The sequence below is a fragment of the Aeromonas sp. QDB23 genome (assembly GCF_027707745.1).
Taxonomy (GTDB): domain Bacteria; phylum Pseudomonadota; class Gammaproteobacteria; order Enterobacterales; family Aeromonadaceae; genus Aeromonas; species Aeromonas allosaccharophila.
Map to the genome: position 1 here is coordinate 1 of NZ_JAPCJA010000046.1, position 13,923 is coordinate 13,923.

General features: G+C 57.8%; 12 protein-coding genes and 2 pseudogenes. 4 read left to right on the forward strand and 10 right to left on the reverse strand.

All coding sequences use genetic code 11. From position 1 onward, the window contains the following. Window positions 1-174: DUF4277 domain-containing protein (locus PG888_RS17200; RefSeq protein ID WP_270693922.1), on the reverse strand; the 174-nt coding region annotated here is incomplete at its 3' end. Between the two features lie 89 nt (window positions 175-263). Here PG888_RS17200 and PG888_RS17205 point away from each other — a divergent pair. Continuing rightward, window positions 264-650, forward strand: a pseudogene (locus tag PG888_RS17205) (amidohydrolase family protein); the annotation flags it as partial. Between the two features lie 364 nt (window positions 651-1,014). Here the strand turns inward: PG888_RS17205 and PG888_RS17210 are convergent. From PG888_RS17210 to sdhC, 9 genes and pseudogenes are all read right to left on the reverse strand, one after another. Further along, a pseudogene (locus PG888_RS17210) lies at window positions 1,015-1,949 on the reverse strand (5'-nucleotidase). Window positions 1,950-2,149: 200 nt separating this feature from the next. Beyond that, window positions 2,150-3,022, reverse strand: coding sequence for a succinate--CoA ligase subunit alpha (sucD, locus tag PG888_RS17215; RefSeq protein WP_005333542.1), 873 nt, complete (start codon window positions 3,020-3,022; stop codon window positions 2,150-2,152). Further along, on the reverse strand, window positions 3,022-4,188 hold the full coding sequence (gene sucC, locus PG888_RS17220) for an ADP-forming succinate--CoA ligase subunit beta (RefSeq protein WP_042059430.1): 1,167 nt from the start codon (window positions 4,186-4,188) through the stop codon (window positions 3,022-3,024). The genes sucD and sucC overlap by 1 nt, the downstream gene beginning before the upstream one ends. 175 nt (window positions 4,189-4,363) lie before the next feature. Then, on the reverse strand, window positions 4,364-5,554 hold the full coding sequence (gene odhB / locus PG888_RS17225) for a 2-oxoglutarate dehydrogenase complex dihydrolipoyllysine-residue succinyltransferase (protein WP_270693919.1): 1,191 nt from the start codon (window positions 5,552-5,554) through the stop codon (window positions 4,364-4,366). Between the two features lie 35 nt (window positions 5,555-5,589). Further along, window positions 5,590-8,397: a 2-oxoglutarate dehydrogenase E1 component gene (gene sucA / locus PG888_RS17230; protein ID WP_270693918.1), complete on the reverse strand. Its 2,808-nt coding sequence runs from the start codon at window positions 8,395-8,397 to the stop codon at window positions 5,590-5,592. Between the two features lie 115 nt (window positions 8,398-8,512). Beyond that, on the reverse strand, window positions 8,513-9,229 hold the full coding sequence (locus tag PG888_RS17235) for a succinate dehydrogenase iron-sulfur subunit (RefSeq protein ID WP_005333549.1): 717 nt from the start codon (window positions 9,227-9,229) through the stop codon (window positions 8,513-8,515). A 16-nt stretch (window positions 9,230-9,245) separates the two neighbouring features. Further along, window positions 9,246-11,012, reverse strand: coding sequence for a succinate dehydrogenase flavoprotein subunit (sdhA, locus tag PG888_RS17240; RefSeq protein WP_042059423.1), 1,767 nt, complete (start codon window positions 11,010-11,012; stop codon window positions 9,246-9,248). A 1-nt stretch (window position 11,013) separates the two neighbouring features. Beyond that, window positions 11,014-11,358, reverse strand: a complete 345-nt coding sequence (gene sdhD / locus PG888_RS17245; protein ID WP_005333558.1) for a succinate dehydrogenase, hydrophobic membrane anchor protein — start codon at window positions 11,356-11,358, stop codon at window positions 11,014-11,016. Continuing rightward, window positions 11,352-11,729, reverse strand: coding sequence for a succinate dehydrogenase cytochrome b556 subunit (gene sdhC / locus PG888_RS17250; protein ID WP_182937602.1), 378 nt, complete (start codon window positions 11,727-11,729; stop codon window positions 11,352-11,354). The genes sdhD and sdhC overlap by 7 nt, the downstream gene beginning before the upstream one ends. Before the next feature lie 64 nt (window positions 11,730-11,793). Here sdhC and PG888_RS17255 point away from each other — a divergent pair, with 64 nt between their 5' ends. The 3 genes from PG888_RS17255 to PG888_RS17265 all read left to right on the forward strand — a co-directional run bounded on the left by PG888_RS17255 (window position 11,794) and on the right by PG888_RS17265 (window position 13,872). Beyond that, window positions 11,794-11,994, forward strand: coding sequence for a hypothetical protein (locus PG888_RS17255; protein WP_124929313.1), 201 nt, complete (start codon window positions 11,794-11,796; stop codon window positions 11,992-11,994). Window positions 11,995-12,171: 177 nt separating this feature from the next. Further along, window positions 12,172-13,458: a citrate synthase gene (locus tag PG888_RS17260; RefSeq protein ID WP_042059419.1), complete on the forward strand. Its 1,287-nt coding sequence runs from the start codon at window positions 12,172-12,174 to the stop codon at window positions 13,456-13,458. Window positions 13,459-13,551: 93 nt separating this feature from the next. Beyond that, window positions 13,552-13,872: a DUF4377 domain-containing protein gene (locus PG888_RS17265; protein WP_182937603.1), complete on the forward strand. Its 321-nt coding sequence runs from the start codon at window positions 13,552-13,554 to the stop codon at window positions 13,870-13,872. Window positions 13,873-13,923 lie beyond the last annotated feature (51 nt).

Consider the following 13,923-nt stretch of genomic DNA (forward strand, 5'->3'; position numbering starts at 1 on the left):
AAAGCCGAGGCCGTTCACTATCATGGCGACCAAGGCTTCACCATGTGAGACCTTGAAAGGCGGGGTTTTGGGGAGCAAGGCATCGATCATGCGGGCAATGCCCAGTTCCTGGCAGAGTGCGGCGACCAAACCAAGGTGATCGAGGTTACGGATCGAGATAGCGGGTGCGGCCATGATGATCTACCTGCAAAAGAGAGTAATAGATCAGAACGGCCGATCGCCGTCAAGCACTGAAAATAGCAAAATCAGGTGCGGAATGACGGCTCAAGCAGGCGCTCTACCCGGTGGCCAGCTCACGCAAGGCGGGGGCCATTCTGGTGGCCGGTAGCGATGCGCCGGTCGACAGCCGCGATCCGCGCCCCTTCGTCAATATGGCCGCCGGGGTCAACCATGCGCCCCAAAGCGGCGATGACTTTCGGGCGAGCCAGCGCATCACCCTCGACCAGATGCTGGATGCCTACACCATCAACGGCGCCCGCGCGGTGCGTCAGCAGGCCGTCAGCGGCTCCATCGAAGCGGGCAAGTCGGCTGACTTTATCGTGCTCGACCGGGATCTCTACCAGCTGGTCGCCAGCGGCACACCGGAGCAGATCGCCGATACCAAAGTCACCCGCACCGTCTTTCGCGGGCAGACAGTCTTTAGCCAATAGGGTTCAGGCGATATGGCGAGTGTGAGGATCTAGGCAGCAGGGCTCTAAGCGTATATGCCGCCAGCACAGTGCCTTGTAACAGCGAAATGCCGACCTCCGGGTCGGCATTTGTATAGGCGTGGCGTGATAGCCAGAGCTGATAGCGAGAAAAACTGCCGCAAAGGTCAATGGCCTTGGGTTAACCCGCGTTCTGGTTGTCCCAAACAGCGGCAGAACTGATTCACCAGTTAGACACTGGTTAGCCAACGTGGTTGCAGCAGCGTAACAATCTTGGGCTATTCGATTCTGGCCGCAGGTAATGACTGCAGCATACTAACGCCCCGATCATCCGAATATTCGTCTCTATTCGAACAAAATCGCTTTATTAAAGTACCAAATCTTTATTTGCGACGCCAAAAGGAATATGTACCGATGGTAAAATAGAAGACGATTGTAAATGTAACTTTTGATCATCAAAAAATATGTGTGGCCGTAATATATTCAATACTTTTGACTTTTCCACCCCTCCCATAAAAATGCCTCATTTACAGAAATACCCCAAGAGCGCATAGTATTTATGACTCGCTTGTGAGAAGGTGCATTTCTTGCTGTCACAATTGATACTTTAAGCATCGGCAAATAACTTGAATCCTCTTTTTTCTTGTCAGCCTCAAGTTTTTGTATGTCCGAAATACGCTGCAGAAAATTTTTCAGTGGACCAGGGTTATGTGGGACATCAACCAGCTCAGACTCGTGAGAGTGAAAATCAGCTAACTGCCCTGAACTTTTATAAACGCCCTCCGCCTCATCATCTGCAATAACGCCATCAAAGTCGAAAGCTATTCGAAGCTCTAGGTCTTCAGTATCATCTTTGATATCACCACTCAGAATTTGGCCTGCAGGGTATCCGGCAAGAACTGCTTGTCTAACATCTTGATAATTGGCTGATAAAAACAATTCGATATCAAACGCAGGAATATATATATAAGGTGACTTACCTTGTAGAAATACAGCTCTCGTAATACCTAGCCCATAATGTTCAATTGAGTTCATAACTCGGAGTCCAGTATCAGAATCATTTCGTGAAAGCAATATTACTTCTACCAACGGATCTTGTGGAAATAATGTATTTAGCTTAAGTAAGCGACGAATAAATGGAAATGCAACACCTCTACTCAATGGTTCATCTTGCATTTTCCTCTGATATTCTCTATAAGACTCTTCACCTTCTGTTCTGAATATATTATCTGACTCCTCAAGGTCAAACAACGCGCTAGAAGACAAGCCAACAACCAATCTTTTTGTTAAATCGTATGCCACGGTGCACCTTCCTTTTTATCAATAGTTAAAATCCATATTTAATACATTCACATTGCATTGACGCTTGATTTAAATCAAGTTATAGAACTGTAGGTTCGAATAGAGACGCGTATTCTGATATGAGTGATAAATTACGAACCAGACCATAAAAAAGCCGCCCATTGGGCGGCTTTTTATTAGAGATAACGGGCTAATAGGAATTACCAGCCGGTCACTTCGCGCAGGGCCTTACCGATATCGGCAAGCGACCGGACGGTTTTCACGCCAGCATCTTCCAGCGCGGCAAACTTCTCGGCGGCGGTACCCTTGCCACCGGAGATGATGGCGCCAGCGTGGCCCATCCGCTTGCCGGGAGGGGCAGTAACACCGGCGATATAAGAGACCACCGGCTTGGTGACGTGGGCCTTGATATAGGCGGCCGCGTCTTCTTCGGCGTTGCCGCCGATCTCGCCGATCATCACGATCGCTTCGGTCTGCGGGTCGTTCTGGAACATCTCCAGAATGTCGATAAAGTTGGAGCCCGGAATGGGGTCGCCACCGATACCGACGCAGGTGGACTGGCCAAAGCCCTCGTCAGTGGTCTGTTTGACCGCTTCGTAGGTCAGGGTGCCGGAGCGGGAGACGATGCCCACCTTGCCCGGCTTGTGAATGTGGCCCGGCATGATGCCGATCTTGCACTCACCCGGAGTGATCACACCCGGGCAGTTGGGGCCGATCATCCGCACGCCGGTCTCTTGCAGCTTCACTTTGACATCCAGCATATCCAGGGTCGGGATGCCTTCGGTGATGGTGACGATCAGCTTGATGCCCGCGTCGATCGCTTCCAGGATCGCGTCCTTGCAGAACGGTGCCGGAACATAGATGACGGAGGCAGTGGCGCCGGTCGCTTCGACCGCGTCACGAACGGTGTTGAACACCGGCAGGCCCAGATGGGTGGTGCCGCCCTTGCCCGGGGAGACGCCGCCGACCAGCTGGGTGCCGTAGGAAAGCGCCTGCTCGGAGTGGAAAGTACCCTGACCGCCGGTAAAGCCCTGGCAGATGACTCGGGTGTCCTTGTTGATCAGTACGCTCATCAGTTGGCCTCCGCTGCTTTGACGACTTGCTGCGCGGCATCGGTCAGACTCTTGGCCGCAATGATGTTGAGGCCGCTCTCGGCCAGCTTGATACCACCCAGCTCGGCGTTGTTGCCTTCCAGACGGACCACGACGGGCACCTTGACCCCCACTTCTTTGACCGCACCGATAATGCCTTCCGCGATCATGTCGCAGCGCACGATGCCGCCGAAGATGTTGACCAGCACCGCTTTGACGTTGCTGTCGGAGAGGATGATCTTGAACGCTTCGGTCACGCGCTCCTTGGTGGCGCCACCGCCAACGTCAAGGAAGTTGGCCGGTTTGCCGCCGTGCAGGTTGACGATGTCCATGGTGCCCATGGCCAGACCCGCGCCGTTGACCATGCAGCCGATGTTGCCATCGAGGGCCACATAGTTCAGCTCCCACTGGGCGGCGTGCGCTTCGCGGGGGTCATCCTGTGACGGGTCATGCATCTCGCGCAGCTTGGGCTGACGATAGAGGGCGTTGGCGTCGATGTTGATCTTGCCATCGAGGCAGTGCAGGTTGCCCTGCTTGGTGATCACCAGCGGGTTGATCTCCAGCAGTGCGAAATCGCAATCCAGGAACATCTGGCCCAGCCCCAAGAAGATCTTGGTGAACTGTTTGATCTGATCGCCGACCAGACCCAGTTTGAAGGCCAGTTCGCGGGCCTGGTAAGCCTGCGGACCCACCAGCGGATCGATGGCCGCTTTGTGGATCAGATGAGGGGTTTCGTGGGCAATCTTCTCGATATCCACGCCACCTTCGGTAGAGGCCATGAAGACCACGCGGCGTGAGCCACGATCCACCACGGCGCCCAGGTAGAGCTCTTTGGCGATGTCGGTGCAAGATTCCACCAGGATCTTGGTGACCGGCTGGCCGTTGGCGTCGGTCTGGTAGGTCACCAGATTTTTGCCAAGCCAGTTCTGGGCGAAGGCACGGATCTCATCCTTGCTCTTGGCCACTTTCACGCCGCCCGCTTTACCACGACCACCGGCGTGTACCTGGCATTTGACGACCCAGATATTGCCGCCAATCTTGTCAGCCGCTTCGGCCGCTTCTTGTGGGGTAGCGCAGGCATAACCTTCGGAGACCGGCAGGCCATACTCGGCAAACAGCTGTTTTGCCTGATATTCATGCAGATTCATAGATGCTCTATCCGTGTTGTAGGTATTTCCGTCCGGGGCTGGTGTTTCTCAATCCCCTGTGAATGGGGGCCTGGGCGGCCCCTCGTTATCTTTCAATCGCTCGGGTATTACAGTGCTTAAACGCCCGGCAACACACCGGCTCGAGGCGCAAACCCCTTGCCTGCGTGCTACAGGCTTAGACGTCCAGCAACAGACGGGTCGGGTCTTCCAGCAGCTCCTTGACGGAGACCAGGAAGCCTACCGATTCGCGTCCATCGATGATCCGGTGATCGTAGGAGAGTGCCAGGTACATCATCGGCAAGATCTCGACCTTGCCAGCAACGGCCATCGGGCGATCCTGGATCTTGTGCATCCCCAGAATGGCGCTCTGGGGCGGGTTGATGATCGGAGTGGACATCAGGGAGCCGAACACGCCACCGTTGGTGATGGTGAAGTTGCCGCCAGTCAGTTCATCCACGGTCAGCTTGCCGTCACGGCCCTTGCCCGCCAGATCCTTGATGGCCTTCTCGATGTCCGCCAGGCTCATGTTGTCGCAGTCGCGCAGCACCGGCGTCACCAGACCACGGGGGGTGGAGACGGCGATGCTGACGTCGAAGTAGTTGTGGTAAACCACGTCATCACCATCGAGCGCCGCGTTCACTTCCGGATAGCGCTTGAGGGATTCGACCACCGCCTTCACGTAGAAGGACATAAAGCCGAGCTTGATGCCGTGCTTCTTCTCGAAGATCTCGCCGTACTGCTTGCGCAGATCCATGATGGGCTTCATGTTGACCTCGTTGAAGGTGGTCAGCATGGCGGTGGTGTTTTTCGCTTCCAGCAGACGCTCGGCAATGCGCTTGCGCAGACGGGTCATCGGCACCCGCTTGTCAGTGCGACCACCCAGTGGGGCAACCTTGGCCACAGGCGCGGCAGCGACGACCGGTGCGGCAGCCGCAGGCTGGCTCTTGGCCTTGATGAAGGCTTCCACATCATCCTTGGTGATGCGACCGCCCTTGCCGGTGCCAGTCAGCTTGGCCACGTCGATGTCGTGCTCGCCAATCAGGCGGCGCACCGAGGGGCTCAGGCCATCGGCGCCATCATCGGCCACCGCGTCAGCCGGTTTTTCTTTGGTCTCTTCACCGGCCACCGGGGCGGCGGTGAGGATGGCAATCAGTTGACGGGACAACACGGTCGCCCCTTCCCCTTGCAGAATATCCCCCAGCACACCGGCTTGCGGTGCCGGTACTTCCAGCACCACCTTGTCGGTCTCGATGTCGACCAGCACTTCGTCACGGGCGACCAGATCGCCCGGTTTCTTGTGCCAGGTGGCGATAGTGGCATCGGCCACTGATTCCGGCAGATCCGGTACCTTGATTTCGATAGTCATCCAATCAGTTCCTTTTTACTTCTATGCCAGAGGCTTTACAGGGTAAGGGCATCTTCCACCAAGGCTTTTTGCTGCTTGGCGTGGACAGACATGTAACCGACGGCCGGTGAGGCTGACGCGGGGCGACCGGCATAACGCAGGGTGGCTCCGGCTGGCAGCACGCCATCGTAGTGGTGACGGGTGCAGTACCAGGCGCCCTGGTTCTGCGGCTCTTCCTGACACCAGACAAAATCGGTGACGTGGCTGTAGTTGGCCAGAATGGCGCGCACTTCCTCTTCCGGGAAGGGGTAGAGCTGCTCGATCCGCACCAGTGCCACATCGTGCTGCTCGGCCTTGCGACGGGCATCGAGCAGGTCGTAGTAGACCTTGCCGGAGCAGAACACCACGCGCTTGACCGCTTTCGGATCCAGCGCATCGATCTCGCCGATGGCGTTCTGGAAGGTGCCGTCAGCCAGCTCTTCGAGCTTGCTCACCGCCAGCGGGTGGCGCAGCAGGGATTTGGGCGTCATCACGATGAGCGGACGGCGCATCGGGCGCACCACCTGACGACGCAGCATATGGAACACCTGCGCCGGGGTAGAGGGCACGCACACCTGCATGTTGTGCTGGGCGCACATCTGCAGATAACGCTCCAGACGGGCGGAGGAGTGCTCCGGCCCCTGCCCCTCGTAACCGTGCGGCAGCAGCATGGTCAGGCCGCACATCCGGCCCCACTTCTGCTCACCGGAGGAGAGGAACTGATCCACCACCACCTGGGCACAGTTGGCGAAGTCGCCGAACTGGGCTTCCCAGATGGTGAGGCCAGCCGGCTCGGCGCTGGCGTAGCCATATTCAAAGGCCAGTACCGCGTTCTCGGTCAGCACCGAGTCGTACACCTCGAACGGCCCCTGCTCGTCGTGCAGGTTGCACAGCGGGGTATAAGTGCTGGCATCGGTCTGGCTGTGCAGCACGGCGTGGCGGTGGAAGAAGGTGCCACGGCCGGAGTCTTCACCGGTAAAGCGGATGCGGGAACCCTTGTCCACCAGGGTGGCGTAGGCCAGGGTCTCGGCAAAGCCCCAATCCACCAGCTTCTCGCCCGCGGCCATCAGCCGGCGGTCTTCGTAAATCTTCTCGACCTGACGCTGCAGCACATGGGTGGCCGGATACTGGCTTACCCGCTCGCCGAGGCTCTTGAGGTGATCCATCGGCACAGCACTCTCATAGGCCATGTTCCAGTCGTGGCCCAGATAAGGGGTCCAGTCGACGGAGTGCAGCTCCATCGGGCGCCACTCCTTGCTCACCCGCTCGCCGCGATCCAGCGCTTCGCGATACTCGTTGACCAGTTCGGTCGCCCGCTCCTGAGCAAGGCTACCCTCGGCCACCAGCTGATCGGCGTAGATCTTGCGCGGGGTCGGGTGCTGTTTGATCTTCTGGTACATCAGCGGCTGGGTCGCACTCGGCTCGTCCGCTTCGTTGTGGCCGTGACGACGGTAGCAGACCAGCTCGATCACCACGTCGCGTTTGAAGGTGTTGCGGTAATCCAGCGCAATCTGGGTCACCAGCACCACGGCTTCCGGATCATCCCCGTTGACGTGCAGCACCGGCGCCTGTACCGCCTTGGCGATGTCGGTGCAATATTCGGTGGAGCGCAGATCACGATGGTAAGAGGTGGTGAAACCGACCTGGTTGTTGATGACGATGCGCACCGTCCCGCCGACGCCATAGGCACGGGTCTGGGACATGTTGAAGGTCTCGGCCACCACGCCCTGACCGGACATGGCCGAGTCACCGTGAATGGTGATGGGCAGCACGCTGGAGCCATCCTTGTCACCGCGACGATCCATCCGGGCACGGACCGAGCCGATGACTACCGGGTTGACGATTTCGAGGTGAGAGGGGTTGAACGCCAGCGCCAGGTGGACGTTGCCACCCGGGGTCGCGAAATCGGAGGAGAAGCCCATGTGGTACTTCACATCACCGGTACCCCAGGATTCGCCATGCTTGCCGGCAAACTCGTCGAACAGGTCCTGCGCCCGTTTACCGAGCACGTTGATCAGCACGTTGAGGCGGCCGCGGTGGGCCATGCCGATGACTGCCTCTTTGCAGCCCTGCTCACCGGCGCGACGGATCAGCTCCTTGAGCATGGGGATCATGGCGTCGCCACCTTCCAGCGAGAAGCGCTTGGCTCCCGGGAACTTGGCGCCCAGATATTTCTCCAGCCCTTCGGCGGCGGTCAGGCTCTCGAGGAAACGGGTCTTCTCTTCGAGGGTGTAGCTTCCCTTCCCTTCAATGGATTCGAGACGCTGTTGCAGCCAGCGCTTCTCCTCCGTGGAGGTGAGGTGCATGTAGTCGGCACCTATGCTGCTGCAGTAGGTCTTTTTCAGCGAGGCGTAGAGATCGGAGAGCACCATGGTCTCGCGACCGATGGCGTAGGAGCCCACATTGAAGGTGGCCTCCATGTCTGCGCCCTGCAGGTTGTGGAACGCAGGATCCAGTTCGGCAACGGTTTCACGCTGCCACAGGCCCAGCGGGTCCAGATTGGCATTCTGGTGACCACGGAAACGGAAGGCGTTGATCAGCTGCAATACCCGCACCTGCTTGGCATCCACTTGCGGATCGGAGACGGGGGCACTGTAGCGAGAGGGATCCTTGGCCAGACGACGGAAATAATCGCGGACCTGGGAGTGAGGTTGTTCAACCGCATGGCCATTGACCTGGGGCAGCTCGCTAAACAGGCTGCGCCACTCGTCGGACACGGAGTCAGGATTTTCCAGGAAGGATTCGTACAAATCCTCGATATAGCTTGCATTCGCACCAGCCAGGTGAGATGACTCCAACCAGGCCTTCATCACGCCGTTATGCATTTCTATCCCTTGTACTTCTTGTTACTGCTGCGCAGCTTGTAGGGGTCAAATAGCCATCCTGCCACGGGTGGGATGGCTATCCAGAAGTCGGGCCAGCGCGGGGCCGGCCCTGATACTAAACAGCCCGATTGAGCAACATCGACTTGATCTGGCCAATCGCCTTGGTCGGGTTCAAGCCTTTCGGACAGACGTTCACGCAGTTCATGATGCCATGGCAGCGGAACACGCTGAATGCGTCGTCCAGATTCCCCAGTCGTTCGGTGGTCGCGGTGTCGCGGCTGTCAGCCAGCCAGCGGTAGGCGGCGAGCAGCCCGGCCGGACCGATGAACTTGTCGGGGTTCCACCAGAAGGAGGGGCACGAAGTGGAGCAGCAGGCACAGAGAATGCACTCGTACAGGCCGTCAAGCTTGGCGCGCTCTTCGGGGGATTGCAGGTGCTCACGCACCGGCGGCAACTTGTCATCGTTGATGAGGAAGGGTTTGACCTTCTCCCACTGGGTGTAGAACTGGGTCATGTCGATCACCAGATCGCGGATCACCGGCAGGCCAGGCAAGGGGCGGATAACGACGTTATTGCCCTTCTTCAGCAGATCGGAGAGCGGGGTGATACAGGCAAGACCGTTCTTGCCATTCATGTTGAGACCGTCTGATCCACAGACCCCTTCGCGGCAAGAGCGGCGGAAGGCGAGCGTGGGATCCAGCTCTTTCAACTGGATCAGTGCGTCGAGCACCATCATGTCGGAACCTTCAGGAATATCAAGACGATATTCCTTCATATGGGGGACGTTATCAACATCCGGATTGTATCTGTAGACAGAGAATGTGACGTTCATAGGGCTGGCTCCGCAATCAGTAAGTCCGGACCTTGGGCGGGAACGCCTCACGGGTCTTGGGTGACATGTTGACAGCGCGACGGGTCATGGACTCGGTGTCCGGGTGATAGAGGCTGTGACACAGCCAGCTCTCGTCGTCACGCTCCGGGAAGTCAAAGCGGCTGTGAGCACCGCGACTCTCGGTACGGAAGTTGGCGGCAACCGCCGTGGCAAACGCCGTCTCCATCAGGTTGTCCAGCTCCAGACACTCGATGCGCTGGGTGTTGAACTCTTTGGAGGTGTCGTCCAGACGGGCATGCTTGAGGCGCTCGCGGATGAGTTTCAGCTCGGCCAGCCCTTCTGCCATGGCATCCCCTTCGCGGAACACCGAGAAGTTGTTCTGCATGCAACGCTGCAGGTCTTTGCGGATCTGCACCGGGTCTTCGCCGTCACGGCAATTTTCCCAGCGGTTGAAGCGCGCCATGGCGGCATCGATATCGGATTCGGAGGCATCGCGACCGTGATCCATCTCGCCCAGGGTATTGACCAGATGCATGCCGGCAGCGCGGCCAAACACCACCAGATCCAGCAGCGAGTTGCCACCCAGACGGTTGGCACCGTGTACGGAGACGCAGGCAATTTCGCCCACCGCAAACAGGCCGACCACCGGCACGTCGTTGCCATCCTTGTCTTGCGCCAGACACTGGCCATTCACGTTGGTCGGCACGCCGCCCATCATGTAGTGACAGGTCGGGATGATCGGAATAGGCTCTTTGACCGGATCCACGTGGGCGAAGGTGCGAGAAAGTTCGCAGATACCCGGCAGACGGGATTCCAGCACCTCTTTGCCGAGGTGATCCAGCTTGAGCTTGATGTGCGGGCCCCAGGGACCGTCGCAGCCGCGACCTTCGCGGATCTCGATCATGATGGAGCGAGCCACCACGTCGCGACCGGCCAAGTCCTTGGCGTTGGGGGCGTAACGCTCCATGAAGCGCTCGCCATCTTTATTGAGCAGATAGCCGCCTTCACCGCGGCAGCCTTCGGTCACCAGCACCCCGGCACCGGCGATGCCGGTCGGGTGGAACTGCCAGAACTCCATGTCCTGCACCCCTACCCCGGCACGCAGCGCCATGCCGACACCGTCACCGGTGTTGATGTGGGCATTGGTGGTGGACTGGTAGATACGACCGGCACCGCCGGTGGCCAGCACGGTGGCCTTAGCCTTGAAGTAGACCACTTCGCCACTCTCCATATCGATGGCGGTACAGCCAACGATGTGACCGTCCTGGTTTTTCACCAGATCCAGCGCATACCACTCGGAGAAGACGGTGGTCTTGTTCTTGACGTTCTGTTGATAGAGGGTGTGCAGCAGGGCATGACCGGTACGGTCGGCCGCCGCTGCGGTACGAGCCGCCTGCTCGCCACCGAAATTCTTGGACTGACCACCAAACGGACGCTGGTAGACAGAACCGTTGTCGAAACGGGAGAAGGGCAGCCCCATGTTCTCAAGCTCATAGATGGCCTCGGGGCCGGTCTTGCACATGTACTCGATGGCTTCCTGATCACCGATGTAATCGGAGCCTTTTACCGTGTCATACATGTGCCACTGCCAGTTGTCGTCGTGGGCATTGCCCAGCGCAACCGTGATCCCGCCCTGGGCGGACACCGTGTGAGAACGGGTTGGAAAAACCTTGGACAACAGAGCGCAGCTCTTGCCGGACTGGGCAATCTGCAGCGCGGCGCGCATACCGGCACCACCGGCACCAATCACCACCGCATCAAATTCACGAGTTGGAATAGTCACCTTACACACCCCACAGCACGACGAAACCCGTCATCAGATAGACAAACAGCACCACGACCAGGGCAAATTGCAGCGCCCCGCGCAGCCCTACCGGCTTGATATAGTCAGTCAGCACCTGCCACAGACCAATCCAGGCGTGGATCAGTACGCAGAGCAGGGTCAACAGGGTGAATACCTTGGTGAAGGTTTTGGCGAAGAAGCCTGCCCACACCTCGTAGGTGATGTCGTTGAACGCGACAAAGCCCACCAGATAGAGGACATAACAGGTCATGATGAGGGCGGTGGCGCGGATCAGGATGTAATCGTGAACGCCGCTGCGCCCGAAGGTTGCAGAATTGGTTACCATACAAGCACTCCCGCCAATACAGCCAGGATCGCGGTGATCACGAAGGCCACGCGGGCGCTCTGATTACCGGATTCCAGCTCTTCCCAATAGCCCATATCCATGACCAGATGACGCAAGCCGCCCACAATGTGGTATGCCAGCGCAGTCAGGATCCCCCACAGCACGAGTTTGACCAGGAAGTTGTCCATGATGGCAACCACGGTTGTAAACCCTTCGGGAGAGGCGAGTGAAGTACCAAGCATCCACAGCAAGATGCCCAGTGCAACAAAGGTAATGACCCCTGAAACACGGTGCAGGATGGATGCAATGGCAGTGACAGGAAAGCTGATCGTCTGTAGGTCGAGGTTGACCGGTCTCTGTTTGTTTTTCACGCTTGCCCACTCAGCTCCATTGAGCACGTTAGTTATTGTTTTAACTCACACTTGAGGGCACGGAATGGTGATTGTTGGTTTTTTGTTACCAAAACACTCTGAAAAAGCCAAAACGCGAGTTTTCGGTTTCACATCAGGCTTTGCCAAAGCGTTTCAAACACCCGCAGCCATGACCCACGTGGCGCAGTATATCGGCGGCCTTAACCGAAGACAATCAATTAGCTACAAAGAAAACACAAAACCGCAAACTCGATCGCATATTTAATTTAACATTTCATTAATGCCATTAATGGGGTTTCAGCAAAATTGACATTGATAAGGAACTCTGTTTCAAATAAGGCGCTCCAGCCACCTCGGTATGGGTAACAACCTTTGCCAGCGTCATAAAAGTCGTAATAGAGTAGGACTGGAACCAAATTATAAAGAGCAAAGGAGACGTGCTATGGCTGATAAGATAGCCACCCTACACCTGCCCGGAAAAGATCCGGTCGAACTGCCGATCCTCTCCGGCACCATCGGCCCGGATGTCATCGATGTCAGAAAATTGGGATCACAGGGGTATTTCACCTTTGACCCCGGTTTCATGGCCACCGGTTCTTGCAAATCTGCCATTACCTACATTGACGGGGATCTGGGTGTCTTGCTGCACCGGGGTTACCCTATCGCCCAGCTTGCTACCCAGGCCACCTATCTGGAAGTCTGCTATATCCTGCTGTACGGCGAGGCGCCCACCAAGGCGCAATATGCCGAATTCGAACGTCTGGTCACCCGCCACACCATGGTGCACGAGCAGATAGCCTTCTTCTTCCGCGGCTTCCGTCGTGACTCCCACCCCATGGCCATCATGTGCGGTGTGGTCAGCGCCCTCTCCGCCTTCTATCACGATGCCCTCGACATCAACAACGAGCAGCATCGCGAGATCTGTGCCTTCCGTCTGCTCTCCAAGATGCCGACCCTGGCCGCCATGTGTTACAAGTACTCCATCGGCCAACCGTTCATGCAGCCGCGTAACGCCCTCTCCTATGCAGGCAACTTCCTGCACATGATGTTTGGCGTGCCGACCGAAGAGTACAAGGTCAACCCCATCGTTGAACGCGCCATGGATCGTATCTTCACCCTCCATGCAGATCACGAGCAGAACGCCTCCACCTCCACCGTGCGTCTGGCTGGCTCCTCCGGTGCCAACCCGTTCGCCTGTATCGCCGCCGGGATCGCCTCCCTGTGGGGACCGGCCCACGGTGGTGCCAACGAAGCCTGCCTGCGCATGCTGGAAGAGATCGGTTCGGTGGATCGCATCCCCGAGTACATCGCCAAGGCCAAGGACAAGAATGATCCGTTCCGCCTGATGGGCTTCGGTCACCGTGTCTACAAGAACCACGACCCCCGTGCCACCGTGATGCGCGAAACCTGCCACGAAGTACTGACCGAGCTGCAGATCAAGGATCCGCTGCTGGACGTCGCCATGGAGCTGGAGCGCATTGCGCTCTCCGACCCCTACTTCGTCGAGAAGAAACTCTACCCGAACGTGGACTTCTACTCCGGCATCATCATGAAGGCGATCGGCATCCCGATGAGCATGTTCACCGTGATCTTCGCCATCTCCCGCACCATCGGCTGGATTGCCCACTGGAACGAGTTCCACTCAGATCCTGACAGCAAGATCGGTCGTCCACGCCAGCTCTACGTGGGCCACCCGCTGCGCGAGTTCACTCCGCTCGAGCAGCGCTAACCACTGCGCTGATATGGTTTGTTACAAAGGCGGTCATTGACCGCCTTTTTGTTTGCCGCTCTAATGCCCCCTTTCGCGTTGAAGGAGTCCATCATGAAACCACTGTTTATCAGCGCCGCCTTGCTGCTGACCGCCTGCCAGAGCGCCCCCGCCCCGTCACAGGGGGAGACCCTCTATATCAACAGCCAGCTGGTCGATTGCGTCGGGGTCGGTCCGATGCAGTGCATGCAGGTTCGCAGCGATGAGCAGCAGCCCTGGACGCTGTTCTACCAGAATATTGAAGGCTTCCAGTTCGAGCCGGGCTACCGCTACCAGCTCAGCGTCAGCAAGGAGCAGCTCACCGATGTGCCGGCCGATGCGTCCTCTCTGCGCTATCAGCTGATCAAAGTGGTCTATAAAGTCGCCGCCCGTTAATCGCAGTCTCTCTTTCAGGAACGCATCCCCGCGCAGGGTGGCAACCCGCGC